This window comes from Enterococcus sp. AZ109 (assembly GCF_051714625.1).
In the GTDB taxonomy this organism is placed as follows: domain Bacteria; phylum Bacillota; class Bacilli; order Lactobacillales; family Enterococcaceae; genus Enterococcus_A.
In genome coordinates this window covers 999,591-1,023,439 of sequence record NZ_JBIOSF010000002.1, presented here as the reverse complement: position 1 = coordinate 1,023,439, position 23,849 = coordinate 999,591, and the positions used below count along the sequence as shown (strand labels likewise).

The following is a 23,849-nucleotide window of genomic DNA, read 5'->3' as shown; positions in this document are numbered from 1 at the left end:
CTTTTCCACTTTCGTATTATCACTATATATAGAGGTATATTAAAAATTGAAAGGATGATACATTATGCCAGAAAAACCAATTGGAAATATGGAACATGCCCATGATCCAGAAAAACTAGGATTACCCAAACCAGTCATTGTGACTTTCTTAGATGGGGAAGTGGTTGAAGGTAACTTGATTGCTGTTCACCCTAAACGGATGGACATCGAATTAAGCGACAAACGAGTAATTAGTGTCTTCAAACACGCCATTAAGTATTTTGAGCATCCAGAAGGATAAACGTAAAAAATATTACACAAAAAATCGGAATCAAGTTGCCCTTGATTCCGATTTGTCTACAGTCTGTGAGGTTGACGCGGCGTCAACCTCTTTTTTCTTGTTTAAAATTTGAATACGATATCCTGCACGTCCACCTTTTGATTTACTTTTACTAATTTTACTTTTGGACTATCTGGTAAAACAACTACGATTGTCGCATCTTTTTTTGCTGCTTCCAATTGAGCTAAGTCCATTATAGCTATTAAAGTATGCGCTGCTACTGTTTCTCCTTCTGACACTTTTAAAGAAAAAGGTTCCCCTTTGAGCTCAACGGTATCTAGTCCCATGTGAATCAATAGAGTATCTCCAGATTTTGTTTTCAAGGTAATCGCATGCAGGGTAGGAAATATGCTTACGACGGTTCCTTCGATTGGTGCATAGACGTATCCATCATGATGAGCTACCGCAAAGCCTTCCCCCACCATTTTTGAGGAGAACACGTCATCTTTTACTGCCTCCAATGGGATGATCTTGCCATTTGCCACTGAACATAGACTATTTTTGTATTTAGAAAAGAACATGCTTCTTCCACCTTTTACTTTAGTTCCGGCCAATATTCTTGGTTGGCTTCGATCATCTCATCCAATACCTTTTTTGCCACGCGAGCGTTAGGAACAGTTTGATTTAGGGTAAATGCCTGCAAAGCTTTTTGATACGATCCCTCAAAATAAGCATCAACTAATAATTTTTCAGCGGCAACCTGTGCCTCCATCAAACCTTTATGGAAATCACAAATCGGTTCTCTTAAAGCAATTGGTTCAACACCGGTTGCACCAACATAAGCAGGGACCTCTACCACTGCATCGGATCTCAAGTTAGGAATTGCCCCTTGATTGGGAACAATTAACATAAACCGACGACGTTCATCATTTAGTAAAGAAGTCGCCATATCAACAATGTATTGACCATGCTCGCCAAAGTTAAAATTCAATACATCCTCAGTTGCACCAGAGCGAATTTTTTCAGCCATCTCTCGGGTATTTTTTTCTCTGCCTTCCATTACCATATTTGCCCGGGTATAATTTTTATCCGTATGTTCTACCACCATGTCGGGATACAAATAATACTCCAAATAGTTGTTGGGAATATTCTCTGGGAAATTTTTAGTGATGACTGACATCATGCTAAAGGCTTCTTGCCAGCTTTTATCTCCGGCATTAAAGTCAGCCACTTGCATCTCTTGCGAAATTAGTTGCTCAATAATTTCTGGCATTACATCACGTTTTAGTTCTTTATCGTAAATTGATGTGTACCAGCCAAAATGATTCAGTCCATAATAGGTGGGAATCCAATTTTTGCGATTGTACCCGTAGTTAATCGCTATGGTTTCTTCGATTGAAATTGTCATGTCACAGGCGTTAATCATTTTGGCTTTAGGGTACTGTCGCCGAACTGCTTCAGAAACGATAGATTCCGGATTTGTGTAATTTAAGATCCAAGCTTGTGGTGCATATTCTTGAACATAGCCCACAATTTCTAATAATCCTTTCATGGAGCGCATGCCATAGGCGAAACCGCCCAAGCCACAGGTTTCTTGTCCCACTAATCCATGACTTAACGGAATTTTTTCATCCTTTTCTCGCATTTTCATGCCACCTACTCGAATTTGTGAAAAGATGAAGTCACATCCGGTAAAAGCCTTTTGTGGATCTTCTGTAGAAGAAATAGTTACTTCCTTGAACCCCTCTTTTTTCAGCATATATTGAATTATCAAATACATATCCGCATTTCTTTTTTCGTCAATGTCATACAAACGAATTTCTGAAATGGGTAAGCGCTCTGCATTGTTTAATACGGCTTGAATAATTCCGGGAGTATACGTGCTTCCTCCACCAGCAATAGTAATAATTTGTTTTTTTGTCATCATCGTCATCCTTTCCTTACTGTTCCAACAATTTATTGAAATCTGCCATGATGTAAGTTACTTCAAGGCCAATAATCACCTGATAGTTTGTTTCTGTTGGTTTAACAATACCGCTGACCCCTAATTGCTTAATCCGTTGCTCGTCAACTTGGGTGGAGTCCTTCACTTCTACCCGTAGACGTGTGTTACAGCTATAGGCATCTGCTACATTTTCAGCACCACCAAAGGCTTGCAGTAATTTCTTCGCCATGTACTCGTAATTCTTGCTTGCTAGTGTTAATTCTTTTTCTTCCTCCACAATTTCTGTTCCGTATTCTGCAGCTGTTTCTCGTCCAAGTGTTGGAATGTTTTTTGCCTTAATTAAGTAATAGAAGGTGAAATAGTATAAGGCAAAGAATACGAGACCTGCTGGAATAATTAAAATAGGATTCGTCGCTATTCTAAAATTGATTAAATAATCGACAATACAGGCTCCAAAAGTAAAGCCAATTCGGATATTTAGTAAATAGCAGACAATTCCGGCTAATCCTGCATAAAAGGCATGAACCACATACAGCATCGGTGAAATAAACATGAAACTGAATTCTACTGGTTCAGTAATGTTTGCGATAAAAGAGGTACCCGCACCACTACCCATAATCCCTTTAACCATTTCCTTATTCTCTTTAAAGGCTGCTTTATAAATTGCTAAACAAATGGCGGGTATACCAAACATCATGACTACGAAGAAACCTGATAAAAACAATCCAGCTTGAGGATCACCATTAATAAAGCGCGTCATCTCTCCGCGGAATACTTCACCGTTAGGAGCTGTATAACTACCTAGATCGTAATAAACATAAGTGTTTAGCACATGATGCAACCCAAATGGGATCAATAAACGATTTAAGAAGGTAAAGATTCCTACACCTAAAGCACCCATATCTACTAACAGCTTGGCAAAAGTATCAATACCAGATTGAACAATCGGCCAAACCAACCCGAAAAATACGGAGGTAATGGTCTGCAAAATCATAACCATGGTTAACGGAAACTTTTCACCAGCAAAATAAGAAAAGACCATCGGCAACTTTTGTTCTTTGAAGCGATTATAGGTCCAAGCTGCGACTACCCCTGAAATAATTCCGCCAAAAATCCCCATGCTGACTGCCGGATTCATAATCTCCAAGCCTTTTTTTAACGTAGCAATCGCTAAAAACCCAGTAAGGGCAGGAATTCCCTTATCCTTCGTTTTAGCAAAGCCGATCGCCACACCGATCGCAAACAAAATATCCAGATTCCCAAACACGGCATTTCCGGCAGCCCCAATGACCGGTATATTTAACATATCATCCGCCGAAAGCCGCATAATTAATCCGGCTAACGGCATGGCAGCAACTGGCAGCAGCATTGCTCTTCCTAATTTTTGTACATTTGCTTTTAGACTAGACATTTTTATTTCCTCCTTGTTTTAAATATCTTTGTAGGTTGCTAACTCGATTCGATGATCCTTTTTTAATTCAGCTGCGAATGCTGATTCAATCAAAAACTTCACTTGATTCACTCTGGAGAACACGAAACTAGAGCCATTTAACAATTCCTGATCAATATATGCGGTGTGACACATAATCTCAGTGGATTCTGTTTCTCGAAGCTTTTCCAATAAACCCTTTAGATAAGTATCCCGAGGTAACTTAGTTTGTGTGTTTTTTACATCACTCTCTCCTACATCGTCGAAATAAGGTTCGAAGTAAGTAGTGTGATGAACTTCTGAATGCCTTTCAAAATTTCCGCGAACGGGCAAATCGTATTTTTTCGCTAATGCAATGACTACTTCTTGATTAGAGCCAAACGTGTGGGTATGATGGTGGCTATCTAAATGTGTTGGCTGGATTCCTGCGCGATAAACCTTTTGAATCTGTGCATTCCATTCTTGATAAAGCTGGTCTCCATCAATTTGGAAGGATTGCTGGTAAAAAGATAGTTTTCTAAATTTTTCTCCTTCCATCAATGAATCCACGTTGGTTAAAAGGGGCTTGCCACACGTTAGCGTTAAATGAACCCCCACGCCTAGATCAGGCAATTCTTTTTTTAATTTGGCCGCATGTTCAAACCCTGGCATATTCGCCATGAGTGTCGTCGAAGTTAAGATCCCCTGTTGATATGCGTCAACTATGCCGTAATTGACTCCCCGACTATAGCCAAAATCATCTGAATTAATAATTACTTTCCCCATTTTCCTTCTCCTTTCTGCGCTAAAAAAGCGCAACCTTCCAAGAGCAGTCTAATACCGACTGGTTCTAAAAGGTTGCGCCTACCGAATAGTTACGCCCTGCTTATTTGTAATGAATTCTTGCTAAATGAACGGCCAGATAGATCACTTCATTCTCCTGAACCTCTAGTTGATAATTTTTTTCGATAATTGCTTTGATTGCTTCGGCCGTTATGTATGGCTTAGTGAGCTTAAATGACTCGTTAAAAAATGTGAAATTTTCTGTCGGCGTTTCTTCTTGATAAATTAACCGCTTGACGAGAAATTTAATATGGATCATTAAGCGATGATACGCTAGTGAATCTGTATCAAATTGATAGTGGTATTGCTTTTCTAAAAGCTGAAGAATCAATGTCGTCATTTCTAAAATTTTTAAACCGTTTAAACTGTTCTGTTCACCAAGCTCAGCATTAATAATGTGCATCGTGATGAAGCCAATTTCGTTGGAGCCCAGTTCCGTTTGGTAGCGTTGATTAATCAATTCAACGACTTCTGCTGCTGCTGTATATTCTTCTGGATACAACAATTTCATTTCTGGTAACATGATAGCAGAAACCTGACTGTCTTCCTTTTTTCGCTGAATAGCAAAATAGATATGATCGGTTAAAGCAATGTAGATATTTGAATCCAACGGTGCCTTAATTCTTGTAGCGATAAACTGAATAATTTCTTCGGCAAATTCGATAAACTCTAATGGGATTTGTGCGGCCATTTCACTAAACATTTTGGTTTTTTCTTTTGTGTCTAAGATGAAATATTTGTCAGCTTTGCTTTCTTCAAAAGCTTCATTCACTACCGCAGAAAAGCCAATCCCCCTTCCCATCGCAATTTTCTCAATCCCCTCATCGTCGATCAACACCACGTTATGATTAATTTTTTTGATCACGCGCACTAGAACACCCATCCTTTCTACAAAAAAATGATTGTTGCTTCAAACTACTTTGCAAAAAAAAACTCCCCCCTAAAAACACAAAAAACGACCCAAGGAAAGTATACGTTTCTCTCCTAGGTCGTGCCTAATTTAATAGTTGCACCCTTTTTATTTACACGCTCAATATATCAAACTATAAAAGCGCTGTCAACACTTTTTTGATTATAAGATTATTTCCCCATACTTTCTTCGCTTTACAACAAATAAAGCTTATTTGTTGTAAAGCGAAAATCAGCTCTATTCTAACAATACTAAAAAGCTGCTAAATTTTTGATAATTTTAACAGCTTTTCAATTCATTATTCTTCAGTTAAGACAGCCGCAATTTTTTGACAAACCGGCATGAAAATGACCAATACGAGATAGCCAGATAACAAGAGATAGGGCAATGCTTTGGGCCATACGACAAACAGCAAGTTTCCCACTGCAATAAATTGACAGAAGAAACTTATACAAGTAATTAATACCAGACCACCTACAGCTGTTGAAACTAAATGATAAATGATTTTATTTTCGATGTTCAGTGTTTGAGCCAATTTTTGTCCCCATTGCGGTGCGGGAATAAAATCACAGATTAAGTAACCTACACCCATACTAACAACAAAACTTTGGATGAAATTTAGAAAGGTTAGATGCTCAGACAATAGTAATCCGACAGTTACTAAAGTCACACCTAGAAAAAAATTGATGAGAAAATTTACAATTTTTCCAAAATGAACTGGGCTAATCATTTCCCCCCCTCCTTATACAGTTAAGCCAGCAACAAAACCTTCACTTGAAGCTTGAATCGCTTGACGAGCTTGCAGAGCATCTCCTACTACTTTCACCTCACAAATATCGGCTAATTCATCAACCAATGGACAATACGCACGAGTCCCGATAGCTAACACAATCGTATCACAAGGAAACAGTTCGATCTTATCGCCTTTTTTCACTAAGGCTCCTTCATCGGTAACTCCCGCAATGCTGGTATTTGTCTGAACTTCTACGTAGCATCTTCGCAAACAATCCTTCAGATCGTCTCGGATGCCAGCTTCCATATCTAATGCGATCTCTGCTCGCATCTCAATCAATGATACTTTGCTCTTACACTGCATCCCTAAATAAGCGGCTGTTTCAGTTCCCACCATTCCTCCACCAACAACTAATACATTCATACCAGTGTCAGACTTGCCTAAAAGAACGTCCTCAGCTAAGACGACATTTTTATTATTGATATTTGATACATTAGGAATAATTGGTTTGGCTCCGCTAGCTACAATTACTTTGTCCGGTTTTTCGTTAAGAACCATTTCTCTAGTCAACTCTGTATTTAGATGCAGTTGAATATTTTTACTCTTCAAGATTTCACGGAACAGCCAAGCTGTATACGTAGCAAATTCTCCTTTGTAAGGAGGATAGGCAGCGGAGGTAAATTGTCCACCAACCGTCGTATCTTTTTCGAAGATATCGACTTGATGCCCCTTCATAGCTGCCGCTCTAGCCGCCTCCATTCCGGCAACACCAGCTCCTGCTACAAATACCCGCTTACTGGCTACTTGCTCGTAACTATATTCAAATTCATGACCTAACTCTGGATTGACTAGGCAATAAATCGGAATGCCTTGATAAGTTGAGGCGGTACAGCCTTGAAGACAGCCGATACATTGCCGGATATCATTATTTTTTTGAGCTTTCGCTTTATTAGGCCAATGGGGATCCGCTAAAGACGCACGCCCCATCGCAACAAAATCAGCTTTTCCGGAAATAATAATATCTTCGGCCATCTCTGGTTCAGAAATACGACCTACCGTGATGACTGGTATCTTCAAAAATTTCTTCGCTTCTTCAGCAAACTCCATATTCCACCCATGCTGTTGGAAAAAAGAGGCCACTATTCCTAAAGATGAACGAACACCATACATTCCATTAGATAGATGGATCACATCGGCACCCATCTCTTCGATATCTCTCAACATTTGCCGACTCTCCATAAACCTTCTGCCGCCCTCAGAATTTTCTTGCGCGGAAAAGCGAACAGAAATTGGAAAATCGGGACCTACCTGTGCACGGACTTCTGCCATGATTTCCTTCAAAAAGCGCATTCGATTCGCATAAGTACCACCATACTCATCAATTCGATGATTGCAGTTAGGAGATAAGAACTCATGAATTAAGTAACCGTGTGCTGCGTGAATTTCAATACCATCAAAACCAGCTTTTTTTACGTTTACTGCGGTCTGACCGAAATCTTTGACTAATTGATGAATTTCGTCAATCGTTAATTCGTGTGGAATTTCTTTGTTCCAAGGACAAGGCACCGGAGAGGGACCTACCGGTTGTACACCACCGTTCACATTGTGATTTGCTTGACGACCGGCATGATACACCTGACAAAATATTTTTGTTCCATAGTGATGGACTCTTTCCGTCAATTGCTTGTGACTTTCAATCTGTTCATCATCCAATACCGATGCGATTGCTGGATATCCACCCGCATGCTTATTCACCAAATAGTCTTCTGTGATGATCAAGCCCCAACCACCTTTGGCTTTTTCTTCATGATAGCGAATATACTGTTCGGTGGCTTTTCCATCAGGACACATATTCGCGACCATCGCTGGCACGACTAACCTGTTTGGTATTTCACAATTACCGATATTAAATGATGTAAAAATTTTTTCAACCTTCATTCTACTCTGCTCCCCCAATTTCTATTTTTTTACTAACTTCACTATAAAGCCTCCAATTTGTAGAGAGTCAATACTCAGTATAAAAATATTTTTATGACAGATAGGTTATTCCGTACTATAATCAAGTTATTATATTCACAAAAAGACGGTTTTTTCTCATTTTTGATGGGACGATCGATAAAAGTCTATATACGGTATAGACTTTTATTATCTAGGGAGGTTTTTTATGGAAGCACGCTACAAAATTGGTACGATATCCAAATTATTAGGTATCCCAATCCAAACGCTGCACTATTATGAAAAATGTGGGTTTGTCACCCCAAGTAAAGATGAACACTCAAACTACCGCTATTACAACACTTGGGATATTAATTACTTGTTGGACAGTAAATTTTTGCGCTCCTTTGAGTTTCCTAACACAGTTATTGAGCAAATCGTAAATAAAGATGATGTTCAGTCCATTTATTCACGTTATGAATCCCAAGAATACTATTTATTGCATCAGATCCAACACTATCAGGGACTACTGGAAGAGCTCCATACCGAAAAAACAAAGCTGGCACGTTTTGAAAAAGCAATTGGTAAACTAGTTGAACGAAGAAGCCCCGAAATGTTTTTGAATTCTTATCGCTATAATAATCAGTTTCGTACAATGGATAGCGAGGAAGAAGTGCCACAACTATTTGATTGGATTTCTCATTTTCCATATGTGAAAGCTACGTTTATGATTGATGTTGAAACAAATTCAGATGTATCCAAGGGAAATTTAGACTATTGGTGGGGCTTTTCGGTTTCTCCCAAAAAAGCTCGGGAGCTTTCTATTCCAACCTTTGAAATAGCCGATTATTTTCCAGCAAGAAATTCGCTTTATACGGTATTTAAAGCTAGTGCTCAAGATACTTTTGTCCCCTCGGTTGTCGAACAAGTGTTAAAACCAATTATTCGTCAGGGCTACGAAATCGTTGACAAACCGATCGGCAGACTCATTATTCGCTCACATCAAGAGGATCGTTATGAACGCGTCTTTGAAATTTGGGTACCTGTAGAAGAATGAACAAGTTAAAATAGCCCTAGCAAAATGAATCCATAACACCAAAAAGACTAGACCGTAGATTTTTTCTTGGTCTAGCCTTTTCGTCTAGAGAGCCTTTCAATTCAATATGCTGTGCTAGTTTTTTACGGTTTCTCTTTCAACAAACGTCTCTTCAAAAGACTTTTCTTCGTGGTAAATCTCCTTATCTAGTGCATCGATGCTTTCAGCTGCTAGCATGGCAACAAAAACATCATTATCAACATTCAAGACGGTTCGGAACATTCCAGCAAACCAATCTACTCCGATAATCAATGCAATCGATTCTAACGGAAGTCCCACAGAGGTGGCCAAGAATGTCGCAACCACTACTGACCCTCCTGGTACGGTAATCGTTCCTAAAGTTAGCATAACTGATAAAAATATTCCTAAGATTAATGCAGGTGTGGCTAAAGTGATACCTGAAGCTTGCTGCATGAACATCAACATCACCACATAACACATCGCCGCTCCAGAACTCCCCATAGTCATTCCAATACTCATGGTAAAATTAGCAACATCTTTTCGTACCCCAAATTTCTCAATGCAGTCCTTTAGTGCTGTTGGAAAGGTAATCGCCGAACTAGTGGTGGTTAAAGCCATTAGTGACATCGCAGCGAATTTTTTAGGTAGCAATACTGGATTAATTTTGCATCGCAAGGACACAACAACGGTCATGAAACTCATCATAATAATGACTCCTATCAACAAAATTCCTAAATATTTAATCATTGGTACCACAACACTTAAACCAATCGTCCCAGAAACATCTGCTAATAAGCAAAAGATTCCGATTGGTGCGACCTTCATCACTAATTGAATCAGCAACAAAGTAATTTCATTTATTTCTTTCACGAAGTTTAATACTAAATGGCTCTCAGACCTTTTAACGTGACTATTTAATGCTGCACCCAGCAAAATTGAAAAGATAATGATTGGAACCATATCCCCGTTTGCCATCGAGCTGAAAATGTTCGTGGAAACAAAATTGGTCAAGGTCTCCTGAATACCTGCAGTAGCTAATTCTGCATCTGGAACATAAGCTTCATCAACAATCATTCCCACACCTGGCTGTATTATGATTGATAATAGATAACCAACAGCGGCTGAAATTACTGTAAAAATGATAATCCACTTGAAGGTGTTGAAACCTAGCTTAAAGCCCATTCGAGCACTTTCAGCTTTTTCTTTTCCCATTTCACCAATCGCTGAAATCACCGAAGACATGACTAAGACAATTACAGACATTTGAATGAGACGAATAAATATCGTACCGATAAACGCCAAATTCCCCGCCCAAGAACCCACTACTGATCCAAAAAGAATTCCATCAAAAGTAGCAACTACAATTTTCCCTGTCGTTGATTTAAAAAACTCCTTCATATCATCATCTCCCTTTTGTCTCATTTTATTTTTAAAAGGGGGGAAATGCATCGTACATTCAGTCTAGGAAATTAATCGCTATTATTCATTTGAACCAATTGTTGTAACATCGAATGTCACCAATCTACAGATCTCGTAAACTCTTTAGTTTTTCCTATCTAAGTCTATTCGTGACTTATAACAAAAAAACAATAGCAGTTGTCCACATTATCTGCTACTATATTTCTAATCATTTATGATTCGAAGGGGAAGTGCCAGTTGAAACTCAATCAATTATTAAGCGCCTATGAAGCGCAATACATCCAAGTTGCCAATCAAAAAGCAGATTTGACTAGAGAAGTCACCACCGTCGGAATGATGGAGGCACCGGATATCATCGATTTCTTGGTCGAAGGACAGCTTCTAGTTACCACCGGCTTCCATTTTGTCCAAGATATTCCCAGTCTCATTACCGTAATTAAAGAAATGCATTTGCGAAAATGTGCTGCGATTGGCATCAAGGACCAGCGATATTTCGCAACTATCCCAAAAGAAGTGATCGAAGTAGCCGATCAACTTGGTTTTCCGATTTTACTTTTGCCTAAAGATGTCGGCTTATCCGTTGTTGTACGGGACTTGCTTCATCGTTTGCTAAATTCTCAGTCAGATCAATTAAAGCGGGTGATTGAAACCACCAATGAACTGTCTAATTTAATATTAGAAAAAGAGGATACTGCCCTTTTTTTAGAAAAAATTGCTGATCGTTTGAGAAATAATCTCTTTATTATCAATTCTCATTACCAAATTATTTATTGCAGCAGTGGGATTCGTCATCAGGCTAGAGAGATTGAATCCGCGCTCCGACAAGGCCTGACTGAACACCTCTTAGATCTTACTCATTCTGTGATTGATTCTTTTTTTGATTATACGATTGAACTATTTCCTATAAGTACAAATTTCCGTTCTGAAGGACAGTTTTTAGGTATTTTGAATAAAGAGGATGAGAATTTTGAAACGAAATTGTTAATCCAACAGATTGTTAACTTATTAGGCTTTTCAACCTTGCGGGCTTTAATCAACCAAGAAACAAAACGCCAAATAAAAAATGATCTTTTTACTTCAATTATTTCAGGTAAAACGGAGGCTATTGCCTCTGCTGATCAGTTAGCTTTACAAGAAATTGACATTGATACTAAGCACATCTGTGCAATTATCTCCATCAATACGCAAGGAACTGCACATCTAATTAATTATAAGACCGTTCGCTTTGTTCATGATTACATTAAATGGTTTTTTGACGAAAGAAATAGCACATCTCAGTTATTTATCGATGGTCAAGAACTGGTATTATTTCTTCCAGGAGCGACTACTGACCGTCTAGTTTTGGAACAGTTACTAGAGTTTTTGACTGAACGCTTTTCGGGGAAATATTCCTTTATCATTGGTTATTCTCATAGCCATGCTCAGTTACCTCAGATGCTTACTCTATATACGGAAGCAAGAGATGCTTTATCTCTAGCAGGAAACCAAAAATATGGTCAACTAATTGAATACCGGCCAAAAGTAGTGACTGAATTACTCCAATTAATTCCTACCAGTGACCAGATTAGTTACATCGAAAACAATTTGTATGAACTGATGACGTTGGAAAACCAAACTGAAAGTCGTGAACTGCTTGAAACCTTGTATCAATATTTTTACTATTCGCGAGCAATTAATAAAGTTGCAGCTGCTCTGTTTGTCCATCGGAATACGGTGATTTATCGATTGAAAAAGATTGAGCAGATTTTGACTATTTCATTGGATGATCCGGAAGTTCGGATGCGTTTGATGATTGCTGTCTTGTTGCTATATAAAGCAGATGAGACGATGGAATAAAGAAAAAAGCCGACAACAGGATACTGTTATCGGCTTAAATGTTTAGTCCATCAATTTGTTCCAAAAATAAGTTTGTTTATTTTTCAGATAGAAAACCGTTATAGCAGCAATCATTAAAAATACTGCACCATTCAATAGAAGCGGATTGAGCTGCATCATGACCGCTACACTATAAGCTGCAATCAGAATACCGCCTAAAATCATGACACCAAACATCCAAAAAACAATCGCAAAATTGCCACTGCCTCGCGTAAATAATTCACTCACATTGTTCCAACTCAAGTTGAGCAGCTGATAGTCGCGAATGAAAAAATGCAACGAGATCAAAATTGTACCTAAAACCACGCCTGCCATCATCGAAAGCAACAATAAAAACGGCATCCGGAAAATCAACCCTGCCAACAGCCCTACCCCACCAGTGATAAGGATCTGTAACGTACAAGCAAACCAGAATTTAATTCGCATATAGCGTTTAAAAGATAGTGGTAGCGAGCGAATGAACAAGAAATTTTCTCGGTCCAAAGAAATAATTGAGCTGACAAAAGAAGTTTGGTTAATGGTTAAACCAGCAATAAAAATGCCAACTACAAAGAAAACACCGAAAAACTGTAGTGAGATGCCTGAAAAGGAGAACTCGCCTGTCATCATGAACGTTATGAAAAATACTATCGGCATTATCAATGAAGAAGACAACATTTGCATTACCAAATTAGGGTTTTTAATCAACTGCATATTATAACTGCGCATCAGCTGGAGCAAATTTTGATTTTCCTTGCGCTTGTGCTTCTTATTTTTACCCTCAGTCGGTGTACTACTAACAGATTGATACAATTTGGGTACGATTTTCTTCCTCAGAATTATTAAAATAATAGCTAAAGCAATTAAGAGTCCTACGATACTCATTAACCCAGATACCGAAACCGGTGCTGTTATTGCATAAAAAAATGGCATGAACGGTAATAGTGCCGTCTTATCAACAAACTCACTGCTATAACTAACTTGATTCTGAGCAGAATTAATGATCAAAATCCCACCGATAGAAACAACCATCGAAAGTACTAACATACCGGTAGTAAAGGTCTTTTTATGTCGAGCGAACAGCTTAGTTTGGGTTAAACCAAAGATGAACAAGCTACACAATCCAAACAATAGTAGGACAAATATTGTAAATAGTATTAACGCACTAAGAGCTGCTAACACCACCATTTGACCACCCCGCCAAGCAGCTAAAAAGAACACAACCATTAATGGCAGCAAAAATGGCACAATAGTAATGCCCACTACTAAAAATTTCGCTAGGAAGACTTCCCCTTGCCGAAATGGCAGGGACAAATAATTTTCCAGATCCCGACTTTCAAAAAAGACATTGAAAATTGAGGACATTGCCTGAGATAACCCAATCAATCCGAATAATGCCATATAATAAGTAAAGTACCCAGGATATTTAGAAAAGTCGATCATGAACATAATTCCGGCATATATTACTAAGAAAACAACACCTGACAGAATATAAGAGCTAAAAATACTGCGAATTAGTTTGGCACCTTTTTTGCCCTTTTTACGAGATTGGTTAGTGGCTGAAGGATTCACATACAAGACATTGGTTTTAATCAAAGCTTTTATTTGCTGCAGCTTCATACCTCTTCCTCCTGTCCTTGAGCCTGGCGACCGGCCATCTTCAAGTAGACACTTTCCAAAGATTCATTTGGATAGTCGTGCAATAATGCCTCCACTGAACCGTTGTAAATCAGTTCACCTTTCTTCAAGATCGCCAAATCATCACACAACTGCTGTGCTGTATCTAAGACGTGAGTAGAAAAAATAACGGTTTTTCCTTTTTTCGCATGCTGTTTCATCATTTCCTTTAAATCAAAAGCCGCTTGTGGGTCCAATCCCTGCAAGGGTTCGTCTAAAATCCAAATATCTGGGTCCGGCAACAATGCACCAATAATAATTGCTTTTTGTCTCATTCCATGAGAAAAGCTTTCTAGTGTTTCATCTACATGTGTCTGCATGTCGAACAAAGCAATCAGTTCTTGCAAGCGAGCTTCTTCGCCACTTAATTCATAAGCTGCCCGAATCAGATCCCAATATTCATTGGCAGTCAGTTGTAAAAACAAGTCTGGAGTATCAGGTACGTAGGCAATTTTTTTCTTAATTTCTAAACGATGCTCTTTCAAGTCCATACCATCGAAACGAATTGTCCCTTTGGTTGGTTCAATGATGCTGACCAAGCTTTTAATTGTAGTGGATTTTCCAGCCCCATTATGACCTAAGAAACCAAAAATTTCTCCACCCTTAATCGTTAAGGTTAAATCTGTTAAAGCATTTTTTTTACCATATGTTTTTGTTACATCTATTAATTCAATCATTTTATCCACTCCTTTTTTCTACTATACGTGAAAAATACTAGACTGACAATTATTGTTTAAAAATTTGATGATTCATCAAATTACTGAAAAATCGCCTTGAAACGTGCGCTTCGGCATTTTTCAAGACGATAATTATTTTTTATTCTACCACAACTTTTTCTTTAGTTTTTTCATTCGTTTGGAACAGAGCCTGTAAACACTTAGTTGCTACCATGATTCCAAGTCCAAATAATAAGAAAGCAAAAACTAACTGCAAGCCATCGGACAATAAAACGAATTGTCCTGCTGCGGGAGTTGCTGGAATGGTTACTAAATAGTGCGTGGCATGAATTAACTTCGTGATCAAATCATAAACGGAAATACCCAGTGCTGTAAAGGTTACTGCTAGCATAATCCCCATTGGAATGTAGAACATCACACCCGATTTTTTAGAGGTTTTCATGTAAACAGCTACAGCAATCATCACCATAGCAGCTAACAGTTGGTTCGCTGATCCGAACAACGGCCACACGCTGTTGTAACCACCTAAAGACAATACGTAACCTGCAACTAAAGTAATAACTGTCGCTACATACTTATTAGTCAACAAGTTAGCAATCCCTTTTTGCTCCCCTTCTTCATAAAAGAATTCTTGTAAAGACATCCGACCAATCCGGGCTACTGAATCAAGGGAAGTCAATGCTAGTGCCGACACACACATTGTCATAAAGCATTGGGCTACATGAACTGGCAAGCCAAAATTAGTCAGGAAGCCAGCCACTGAACTAGAGAAAATTTGGAACGGTGTGCCCTGTGGCAGCTGACCATTTTGCGCCACTGCGCCAGCAACAACCAACGCTACAACTGCCAGTACACATTCACACATCATTGCGCCAAAGCTAATTGGGCGCATATCTTTTTCGTTGCGGACCTGTTTGGATGACGTGCCTGAAGAAACTAAACTGTGGAAGCCAGAAACGGCACCACATGCTACCGTAATAAACAAAATTGGGAATAAATATTTCACACTGCCAGCAGCATCCACCACGGCAAAACCATTAAAGGCGTTCAAATCCATTGTTGGATGCTCCACCAGCAATCCCAATACAGCAGCAATAATCATACCAAGAAGCATATAGGTGCTCAAGAAATCTCTTGGTGCCATCAACAGCCACATTGGCATAACTGATGCTAAGAATAAGTAAGCAAAAACAATTAGCAACCACGTTTGTTTGTTAGCAAAAATCGGGAACGCAATTCCTAACGCCAAAGTCCCTAGCAAAACAACAATTCCAAAAATGTGCATGACTGCACCTTTCATATGCACCTTCTTCATGACGAAGCCAACAAGTATTGCTGCAACAATGAATAGCATAGAAATTGATGCTGCTGAAGCATTGGCTGTATTCACTGTTTCAGCCACATCAGGAGTAAAGCCATTAAAAGTAGTTGCTACAATATCACCAAAAGCGGCGATTACCAATAAGGCAAACAACCAACAAAACAGCAAAAATAATTTTTTGCCCATTTTACCGATGTATTTTTCAATAATCAGACCAATTGATTTACCGTCGTTTTTAACAGATGCGTACAACGCACCAAAATCGTGAACCGCACCAAAGAAAATTCCACCAAATAAGATCCATAGAAATGCTGGAACCCAGCCAAACATAGCCGCAATTATCGGTCCAGTTACCGGTCCTGCACCAGTAATAGAAGAAAACTGGTGGCTAAACACGACGAATGCTGGTTCAGGAACATAATCCTCACCATCTTCTAATCGAATTGCAGGCGTCACCGCTTTAGGATCAATTCCCCATTTTTTCTCCAGCCACTTAGAATAACCAGCATAAGCAGCGATAAAACAAATAATTGCAACTAACAAAATCACGACACCGTTCATCTTCTCACCCATCCTATTTTCATTTAATTTTAATTTATGCCATATAATCCCACATTTACATGAGAATGTAAAGAGAATTGCAGAAATTTTCTGACATTTTTTCTGAGAAGTCGATAGAACCGCCACGATATAGTTGTGATTATCACATAAAAAATCCAGCGACTCACCATTAGTCACTGGATTACTGATTTATGCCCTTTTTAATCTAACAGGCAGCCAGATTTGGAACTTAGCATCTGTAGGGTTATTGTCTAAGTAAACTTCCATATCGGGAAGCTCCGCATACTCAAAGCCGGAAGTCGGCAACCATTCAGTGAAGACCTGTTTCGCTAAATCTTGAATTGAATACGGCATAGGACCCTCACCGGAGAAAACTGCCCATTTTGCAGCAGGAATTTTGTATTGCTTGAAGCCGATTGGGACCTCTTTTGACGCAACCCCAATGACATATTCCCATTTTTCCTGAACTTCCTTGGTCATTAAATTAATCCCAAGAACACCAGGACTATTCCCGTCCATAATCGGAAGTAGCTCCTGCACTCTACCTGCTGCAGCTACTTCATTCCAAAATTCCGGAATTTTTTGCTGATTTTCTTCCATGTCTTTCCCCAGCGCTAAGCCAAGTCCGGTAACATAGAAAGCCTCTTTTTCTATCAATTGATATTCCACTGCGTGCACCCCTTTAACTGTAATTGCGAAGGTCAGCATTGGATAGCTGGTCAGCTTAGCTCCGTCCTTTTTCGCTTCTTGCGGGGTTATTCCATGAACCGTTTTAAAAACGCGATTGAATGCAGTCGGTGATTCGTAGCCATATTTAGCAGCTACTTCGATTACCTTTTGTCCTTGCTGTAAATCGACACCGGCCAAACTCATTTTACGACGACGAATGTACTCTCCTAGGGTTACTCCAGCAATATAGGAAAACATTCGCTGATAATGATAAGTAGAACATTTTGCCCGTCGTGCAGCTTCCTCAAGCACTATTTCATTCGTTAATTGTTCCTCCACATAAGCGATACTATCGTTAAACCAATCCAACCATTCCATTTTCTTACCTCCCACCAGATTTCTCTGATACTCTTAGTTTAAAGGGCTTCTTAAACTACTTCCTCTTTATTCTTGCACACTTTTAAGAGGTTTGTTCTAAAATGTCAGTTTTTCTAAGCGATCGAAGGCTTCTCTCAACAATTCCTTTGGCTGAGTAGCCGCCAGTCGGATGTATTCATCCCCCACGGTTTGTCCAAAGGCTTTACCCGGAACAAACAACACACCGCTTTTTTCCAAAACTGTCTCCACAAAGGCTACCGAATCTAGTCCACTGCGACTAATATTAATAAATGCATACATACTGCCAGCTACCGGAGATAGCGTTAAATAAGGAATAGTTGCGACCCTTTCTTCAATGTACTCCAAACGTTCTTTAAATATTGCTACGTTCTCCGGTACAATTTTCTGATAGTGATTCAAGGCGTAAATACCCGCCTGCTGAGAGACTGTCGGTGCGGAATAAGTTACACTTTCGTTGATTAGTCCTGCAGTGTCATTCACGAAAGCCGGAGCAATCATATAACCAATTCGCCAGCCAGTCATCGCAAATCCCTTTGACAGGCCACTGATGGTAATCGTATGCTCCGGTGCAAACTTCACCATTGGAACAAACGTTTCTTTAAAGGCAAAATCTTCATAAATTTCATCAGAGATGATGAAAAGATCGTGAGCGATGGCCACTTTAGCGATTTGCTCCAAAGTTTCTGCTGAAAAAACAGCACCGGTTGGATTATTAGGTGAATTGATGATAATCGCTTTGGTTTTATCAGTAACGGCGGCTTTTAAATCTTCTACATCTAATTGGAATTGATTTTCCTCGTAGGTAGGTACCATTACTGGCTGACCACCAGACAACACTACTTGCTCTTTATAAGGAGAAAAGAAGGGTTCATGAATGATCACTTCATCACCTGGATCTAAGATGGCTTGCATCACTAAATACATGGCATGTAGCGCACCCACAGTTGCTCGAATTTGATTCGTTTCAAAAGACAAACCATATTTTTGCTTGTAATAAGACGCAATTGCTTCAAGAAACTCTTTCTTTCCAGCGGGTGCTGTGTACTTAGTTGCGCCATTTTTCACATCCTGATACGCTGCATCAATGATGGATTGATGCGTAATAATGTCAGGATCACCGATTGATAAATCAATAATATCTTCCGTTTCCTTTGCTAAAACTGCAATCTTCATCAACAAATTTTCTGCCGGTTGTTGAAAACGTTGTGCTAATTTCGTTTGATCCATTTCCATTCCTCCCATATCTTTATAATACTTTGCATCGAAATCCTGTAGCTGTAATTTTCCAATTATCTACCGATTCTATAGGTGTCCTCTTCATAAATCACACCATTCGTCATAAATATTACCCTATAGCTAAGCACTTTGGCAAACCTCTTTTCAGACAGGTCCCGCTTTACATTCGACATTACGCCCTCCTCTATGGGACTACGCTCGGGTGAGTTAGTCAATACTATAGTTAATAGGATTTGCATTTCGGAAGTTCCGTATTTTTTTGATAGAAGAGTTACAACTCTATGAGTGATGCGCTGCTAATACGTAACGCTGACTTTCTGTTTAAAAAAACTATCAAAACTTTGTATTTACCTCTTTGTGGAAGATGCTTCGATATTTAACTTGATTTATTATAAAGAAAAAAGAAAACACCTTGAAAGATGTTTTCTTCAAAATAGTTTTCCAGTTTTCACGGCATAAAACGTTAACGAAATTAGGATGAACAACGCTAGCATTTCCAGTAAAATATCAGATGACTTTACTTGGTTCCTAGGAGTATTCTTCTCTCTTTTCATACAGTATTTAGCCTCCTTATTTTTCACATGAACACCTTAACATTTCTCATTGGTTTAGGTAAAGAATAAAGCAACATGTTTTTGATGAGAATCTAATGATAGACCTCTTGCTTAATTTTATGCAGATTGATTGCTTCTTTTCATTAGAATATGGTTGAATAAACAGGATAATAGTTATTATAGGAGGAGTTCATGAAGGAACAACCAACAAAATCCGCCTCACATAAAGAGGTTGGATTACTAGGCTTAACCATGATTGTGGTGGGTTCGATGCTGGGTGGTGGCGTATTCAATCTCCCTAGCAGTATTTCGCAATCTGCTGGAGCAGTCGCTTCGCTAATCGCTTGGACGGTTACTGGCGTAGGTGTGTTTTTTATCGCGAAAGTTTTTCAAATATTAGCTAATGAACGACCGGAGATTACAGGCGGTATTTATTACTATGCTAAAGATGGCTTCGGATCCTATGCTGGATTTAATTCAGCCTGGGGATATTGGCTGAGTAACATTATTGGAAATGTTTCTTTTGTCATTTTGTTTTTAGATGCTCTAAGTAAATTTTTCCCTGTCATTGGCGGCTCTAAAGGATCATTTGGCTTTTACTTGGGCAGTTTGATGATTTGGCTAGTAGTCCTCTTAGTTTCACGAGGAATCCGTGCGGCGAATGCACTAAATGTTGTCGCCACATTTGCTAAAGTCATCCCGATTGTGATCGGGATTTTCGTTTTGATCACTCATTTTCGCTACACGACCTTCTCAACAGATCTTTTCGCTCAAAATATTCAAACGATCAATGGGGATTTAGGTGGCATTTTTAGTCAAGTAAAAAACGCGATGCTGCAAACCATGTGGGTATTTGTCGGAATTGAAGGAGCGGTCGTCCTCTCTGGACGGGCAAAGCGCGCAAAAGATGTAGGACGAGCAACTATCATCGGCTATGGCACCACGTTAACAATTTATGTATTAATCGTCATGTTGAGTTTCGGTATCTTACCGCAGGAGACCTTAATGCAACTTCCTAATCCTTCCCTTAGTGGTGTATTAAATGCGGCTGTTGGTTCGTGGGGTGCACGAATGATTGACATTGGTGTAATTATTTCGGTGTTAGGCGCTTGGATTTCTTGGACCATCTTAGCTGCAGAGATCTCTTATGATGCTGCGAATGATCAGATGTTTCCTGCTTTTTTAGGAAAAGAAAACCACAATAACGCGCCAGTCAATGCGCTAATTTTAAATGGAGTGATTATGCAAGTAGCATTTATCTTTTCTCGCTTGGCAATGGATGCTTTCCAAGCAGTCACGGATACCGCCACTACAATGGTGCTCATTCCTTATGTTTTGTCGGCCGCTTTTTTATGGAAGCTTTCTGCTAAGAAAGTATCCAACAGCCATCGTTTATTAGCAGGTGGAGCTATACTCTATGGGCTTTACATGCTTTACTCTTCAGGTTGGATGAATTTACTATATTGTATTGGTATTTATGCTTTAGGCTTCAGCTTTTGGTTATGGAACAGTCATACCTATCGCCGCCCAATCTTTCAAACAGCCAGAGAAAAATATCTCTTCATCACCATCAGTGTATTAGGTGTGGTTAGTCTTGTTATGCTATTGCTTCAGCTTTTTTCTTAAGTGAAGCGTCGAACTTGCTCATCTTAGTCCTCCTAAGTTATTCTTACTTCAGGGGGACGAAACTTTTATGGCACTGATGCTCTTAATCACCTTATTATTTAATCTATTTGCGTTATTACTAATTTTGATTCGACCAAAGATCTTTCATGCGAAACTGTTTAAACCGATGATTACAAATTTCAAGCTTTCAGTCATTCCACTGTTTATCCTCGTTGGAACGTTGACCCTGCAACTATTTTTTGCCCGAGTTTCAGCACTGACTTCGTTTACTTTTCTAGGCACCATAAGTAGTCTAATACTAATTATCGGGCTAGTTATTTGGCTCGTTTTTTTACCGAATGCCGGATACTTAGTCACTGAACTAAATTTGACGCATCGTGAAGTAGACGAAGTTGAAGTACCCATTTGGTATGATATCATCGCCGTTCTCAGCTTAGCTATTTCTGGTGTACTGAACACCGCTTTGAACATCGTTTTGCTGCAATTTACTTTTTTTATTTATTTCGATCCCGCAAACATCACCACTTTTAATACACCGATCTTTTGGTTATTGACGTGGCTCGTTTTTCCCGTACTTAGCTTTGGGATTTATTTAGGACGCTATATTCGTTTTAATACTTGGGATTTGTTTCATCCTATTCAGTTTTTGCAAAAGCTATTCACTCATTTTAGTCAGAAAAATACTCGGCGGGAAGCTTTTTTATTCACCATTTTGTTAGGTGTATTTCTTGCTTTATTTTATGCCCTAACCTTTTTGAATCCTTTATGGCAACTAATCGAATAAGAATGGCTTCGCAAACTCGCTCAGCTTTGGGAAACCGGACACCGCAAGAATTCGTTTAATAAGCTTTCTAATCGTAAATGCTTATACTCTTCTTCAAGAAGGTAAAAAAGGCACTTCAAAATTCCTACGTTTTGAAGTGCCTTTTTTGCGGTATTTATTTTAAGATCATTTAGTTTTATCCGGTTTTTGTCCATCGTGAGCGGCCCACTGACATTCCAGCAGCTGCATGTGAGTGAACACTGCCTGAAAAGAGGAGGCTTCAGGAGAGCAAGCATAAATACCAAACTTGATTTTACCTTTGCCATTGTGCATGTGACAGATGCGCATTTGTTGGAATGAGACACCATCCTCTGAACACTCAAGGCAGTAATCATCTTCTCTTCTACTTAAGCGATACCACATCGATTTAATAGAAGCATCAATGGTCGTCGTTGCCCAGTCAGAATATCCCCTATTAGTAACAACACTTCCCAAATGTTGAAACCGGTCGTTTTCGTATTCTATAGAAGCTTTTAGCCAATTTTCACTATCTAAATACATCACAAGACCACACTGGTCAAAACGATGCTTACTTTCGCTAAATTCTGTTTTCACGACAAAACTAAAATAGTTTTCCTCCGTTTCCATTTGAAAAACTGGCGCATTGTCATTTCGAAAATGATAATACGTCCGCTGCCATAAATCGGTATGTGGTTTAGTAGTTATTTCGATTTTGTTCTCGGAAATTTTGTAGTGCTCCGGATATCGTGTCCACTGAAAGTTTTCTAAGTTCATTGCTTGACTCCTTTATGTCTAGTTTAGCATTTCAGAAAGTACCTGCAACCATAAAATTGAAAAAATTAACACTCATCCTTAGTAGTATTTTTTTGCCATCAATCGCCTAAAAAACGAATTAATTATTGATTTCTCGATACGGAATCATTTTTTTCATGGGAACTGTAGGCGGGACCAGCCTCTTTTGTAACCAGTACACATCGTGCCATTGATCGAATTTATAACCAATTTGCTTAAAAACGCCTACCTGCCGATAGCCCAGCTTTTCATGGAATTGAATGCTGGGGATGTTCCCACCTGTGATACAGGCTGTCAAAATGAGGATGTTTTGTTTTTTCAGTTCCTCTTCTAGAGCTTGATACAATTTTTTACCGATACCTTGACCTTTCGTCTTTTCAGCCAGATAGATAGTGACTTCGACACTCCAGTCATAGGCGACTCGTTCTTTATAGGCGTGGGCATAAGTGTAACCGAGAATTTCTCCTTCGTCATTTTCAGCTACTAAATAGGGATAATCTTCTAAAGTAGAAATAATACGTTGGGTGAAGTCCTCCACAGTGGGTATGTCATATTCGAAGGTTATCGCAGTATCGGTCACATAGGGTCCATAAATCGCCAATAAAGCTGGCGCATCAGAAGCTTTCGCTAAACGGATGTTCATTTTACATTCTCCTTAAAGGCTACAATAATACTTTAGCCATAATAAAGTCAGTTTGTTCATCGTCGCCCATCCAAAAGGAATGTTGACCAACTTTTTTAAAGCCTTGTTTTTGATAAAAGCCGATTGCTGGTAAATTTTTCTCCCAAACGCCTAACCAGACAGTGGTTCTTTTCTTTTCATTGGCTATCTCAAGGGCTTTTTCCATCAACAGTTTACCTAACCCTTGACCTTTAAAGGCCGAATCAACATAAATCCGCTCGATTTCTAAAGCATTTTCAGCGATATCTTCAGTTTGAGCGTCATTGATGTTCACCTTCAAATAACCCGCTAACTGATCGGCTGTGTAAATGAAGAAAAAATTGGAATCGGGATTAGCCAGCTCTTTTTCCAATTTGTTTAATTGAAAAGCCTCTGAAACATAGGCTTCCATGTTTTCTGGTGTGTTTTGATCACTAAAAGTATCGTTAAACGTGCGCAAGCTAAGGTCCAGCAAAGTTGCTGCTTGCGATGTTTGAATGGGAACAATTTGTATAGTCACACTTGAATC

At 39.1% G+C, this 23,849-nt stretch carries 21 protein-coding genes; 5 read left to right on the top strand and 16 right to left on the bottom strand.

What is annotated here, in order from left to right; all coding sequences use genetic code 11:
- Nucleotides 1-64: 64 nt before the first annotated feature.
- Complete coding sequence (locus IGI42_RS21530) at nt 65-280, top strand: hypothetical protein (protein ID WP_438718107.1); 216 nt, start codon at nt 65-67, stop codon at nt 278-280.
- 101 nt (nt 281-381) lie between these two features.
- Here IGI42_RS21530 and IGI42_RS21525 read toward each other — a convergent pair whose 3' ends face one another.
- From IGI42_RS21525 to IGI42_RS21495, 7 genes are all read right to left on the bottom strand, one after another.
- Complete coding sequence (locus IGI42_RS21525; RefSeq protein ID WP_438718106.1) at nt 382-840, bottom strand: PTS sugar transporter subunit IIA; 459 nt, start codon at nt 838-840, stop codon at nt 382-384.
- Nucleotides 841-854: 14 nt separating this feature from the next.
- Nucleotides 855-2,186 (bottom strand): maltose-6'-phosphate glucosidase, encoded by a 1,332-nt coding sequence (locus IGI42_RS21520; RefSeq protein ID WP_438718105.1) that lies wholly within the window; start codon nt 2,184-2,186, stop codon nt 855-857.
- Between the two features lie 13 nt (nt 2,187-2,199).
- Nucleotides 2,200-3,615, bottom strand: coding sequence for a PTS transporter subunit EIIC (locus tag IGI42_RS21515; RefSeq protein WP_438718104.1), 1,416 nt, complete (start codon nt 3,613-3,615; stop codon nt 2,200-2,202).
- A gap of 18 nt (nt 3,616-3,633) precedes the next feature.
- Nucleotides 3,634-4,398 (bottom strand): chitin disaccharide deacetylase, encoded by a 765-nt coding sequence (gene chbG, locus IGI42_RS21510; RefSeq protein ID WP_438718103.1) that lies wholly within the window; start codon nt 4,396-4,398, stop codon nt 3,634-3,636.
- Nucleotides 4,399-4,498: 100 nt separating this feature from the next.
- Nucleotides 4,499-5,326, bottom strand: coding sequence for a PRD domain-containing protein (locus IGI42_RS21505; protein ID WP_438718102.1), 828 nt, complete (start codon nt 5,324-5,326; stop codon nt 4,499-4,501).
- Between the two features lie 337 nt (nt 5,327-5,663).
- The gene (locus IGI42_RS21500) at nt 5,664-6,095 is read right to left on the bottom strand and encodes a hypothetical protein (RefSeq protein WP_438718101.1); all 432 of its coding nucleotides are present in this window, start codon (nt 6,093-6,095) and stop codon (nt 5,664-5,666) included.
- A 12-nt stretch (nt 6,096-6,107) separates the two neighbouring features.
- Complete coding sequence (locus IGI42_RS21495; protein WP_438718100.1) at nt 6,108-8,036, bottom strand: FAD-dependent oxidoreductase; 1,929 nt, start codon at nt 8,034-8,036, stop codon at nt 6,108-6,110.
- 226 nt (nt 8,037-8,262) lie between these two features.
- On the opposite strand from IGI42_RS21495, the gene IGI42_RS21490 reads away from it, so the two are divergent.
- Complete coding sequence (locus IGI42_RS21490; RefSeq protein WP_438718099.1) at nt 8,263-9,090, top strand: MerR family transcriptional regulator; 828 nt, start codon at nt 8,263-8,265, stop codon at nt 9,088-9,090.
- A gap of 114 nt (nt 9,091-9,204) precedes the next feature.
- On the opposite strand, the gene IGI42_RS21485 is transcribed toward IGI42_RS21490, so the two are convergent.
- Nucleotides 9,205-10,488, bottom strand: a complete 1,284-nt coding sequence (locus tag IGI42_RS21485; protein ID WP_438718098.1) for a dicarboxylate/amino acid:cation symporter — start codon at nt 10,486-10,488, stop codon at nt 9,205-9,207.
- Between the two features lie 258 nt (nt 10,489-10,746).
- Between IGI42_RS21485 and IGI42_RS21480 the strand changes: the two genes are divergently transcribed.
- Nucleotides 10,747-12,345 carry a PucR family transcriptional regulator gene (locus IGI42_RS21480; protein WP_438718097.1) on the top strand — a complete coding sequence of 533 codons (1,599 nt, stop codon included), beginning with the start codon at nt 10,747-10,749 and terminating at the stop codon, nt 12,343-12,345.
- 42 nt (nt 12,346-12,387) lie between these two features.
- On the opposite strand, the gene IGI42_RS21475 is transcribed toward IGI42_RS21480, so the two are convergent.
- From IGI42_RS21475 to IGI42_RS21455, 5 genes are all read right to left on the bottom strand, one after another.
- Nucleotides 12,388-13,983, bottom strand: a complete 1,596-nt coding sequence (locus IGI42_RS21475; protein ID WP_438718096.1) for an ABC transporter — start codon at nt 13,981-13,983, stop codon at nt 12,388-12,390.
- Nucleotides 13,980-14,717: an ABC transporter ATP-binding protein gene (locus tag IGI42_RS21470; protein ID WP_438718095.1), complete on the bottom strand. Its 738-nt coding sequence runs from the start codon at nt 14,715-14,717 to the stop codon at nt 13,980-13,982. The genes IGI42_RS21475 and IGI42_RS21470 overlap by 4 nt, the downstream gene beginning before the upstream one ends.
- 139 nt (nt 14,718-14,856) lie before the next feature.
- Nucleotides 14,857-16,599, bottom strand: coding sequence for a carbon starvation CstA family protein (locus tag IGI42_RS21465; protein WP_438718094.1), 1,743 nt, complete (start codon nt 16,597-16,599; stop codon nt 14,857-14,859).
- Between the two features lie 189 nt (nt 16,600-16,788).
- On the bottom strand, nt 16,789-17,646 hold the full coding sequence (locus tag IGI42_RS21460) for an AraC family transcriptional regulator (RefSeq protein WP_438718093.1): 858 nt from the start codon (nt 17,644-17,646) through the stop codon (nt 16,789-16,791).
- A 96-nt stretch (nt 17,647-17,742) separates the two neighbouring features.
- Nucleotides 17,743-18,894, bottom strand: coding sequence for a pyridoxal phosphate-dependent aminotransferase (locus IGI42_RS21455; protein ID WP_438718092.1), 1,152 nt, complete (start codon nt 18,892-18,894; stop codon nt 17,743-17,745).
- A gap of 755 nt (nt 18,895-19,649) precedes the next feature.
- Here IGI42_RS21455 and IGI42_RS21450 point away from each other — a divergent pair.
- Nucleotides 19,650-21,083, top strand: a complete 1,434-nt coding sequence (locus IGI42_RS21450; protein ID WP_438718091.1) for a basic amino acid/polyamine antiporter — start codon at nt 19,650-19,652, stop codon at nt 21,081-21,083.
- Nucleotides 21,084-21,150: 67 nt separating this feature from the next.
- Nucleotides 21,151-21,867 (top strand): DUF1361 domain-containing protein, encoded by a 717-nt coding sequence (locus IGI42_RS21445; RefSeq protein ID WP_438718090.1) that lies wholly within the window; start codon nt 21,151-21,153, stop codon nt 21,865-21,867.
- Between the two features lie 165 nt (nt 21,868-22,032).
- Here IGI42_RS21445 and IGI42_RS21440 read toward each other — a convergent pair whose 3' ends face one another.
- From IGI42_RS21440 to IGI42_RS21430, 3 genes are all read right to left on the bottom strand, one after another.
- Nucleotides 22,033-22,641, bottom strand: coding sequence for a DUF1349 domain-containing protein (locus tag IGI42_RS21440; protein ID WP_438718089.1), 609 nt, complete (start codon nt 22,639-22,641; stop codon nt 22,033-22,035).
- A gap of 118 nt (nt 22,642-22,759) precedes the next feature.
- On the bottom strand, nt 22,760-23,302 hold the full coding sequence (locus IGI42_RS21435) for a GNAT family N-acetyltransferase (RefSeq protein ID WP_438718088.1): 543 nt from the start codon (nt 23,300-23,302) through the stop codon (nt 22,760-22,762).
- A 19-nt stretch (nt 23,303-23,321) separates the two neighbouring features.
- The gene (locus IGI42_RS21430) at nt 23,322-23,840 is read right to left on the bottom strand and encodes a GNAT family N-acetyltransferase (protein ID WP_438718087.1); all 519 of its coding nucleotides are present in this window, start codon (nt 23,838-23,840) and stop codon (nt 23,322-23,324) included.
- Nucleotides 23,841-23,849 lie beyond the last annotated feature (9 nt).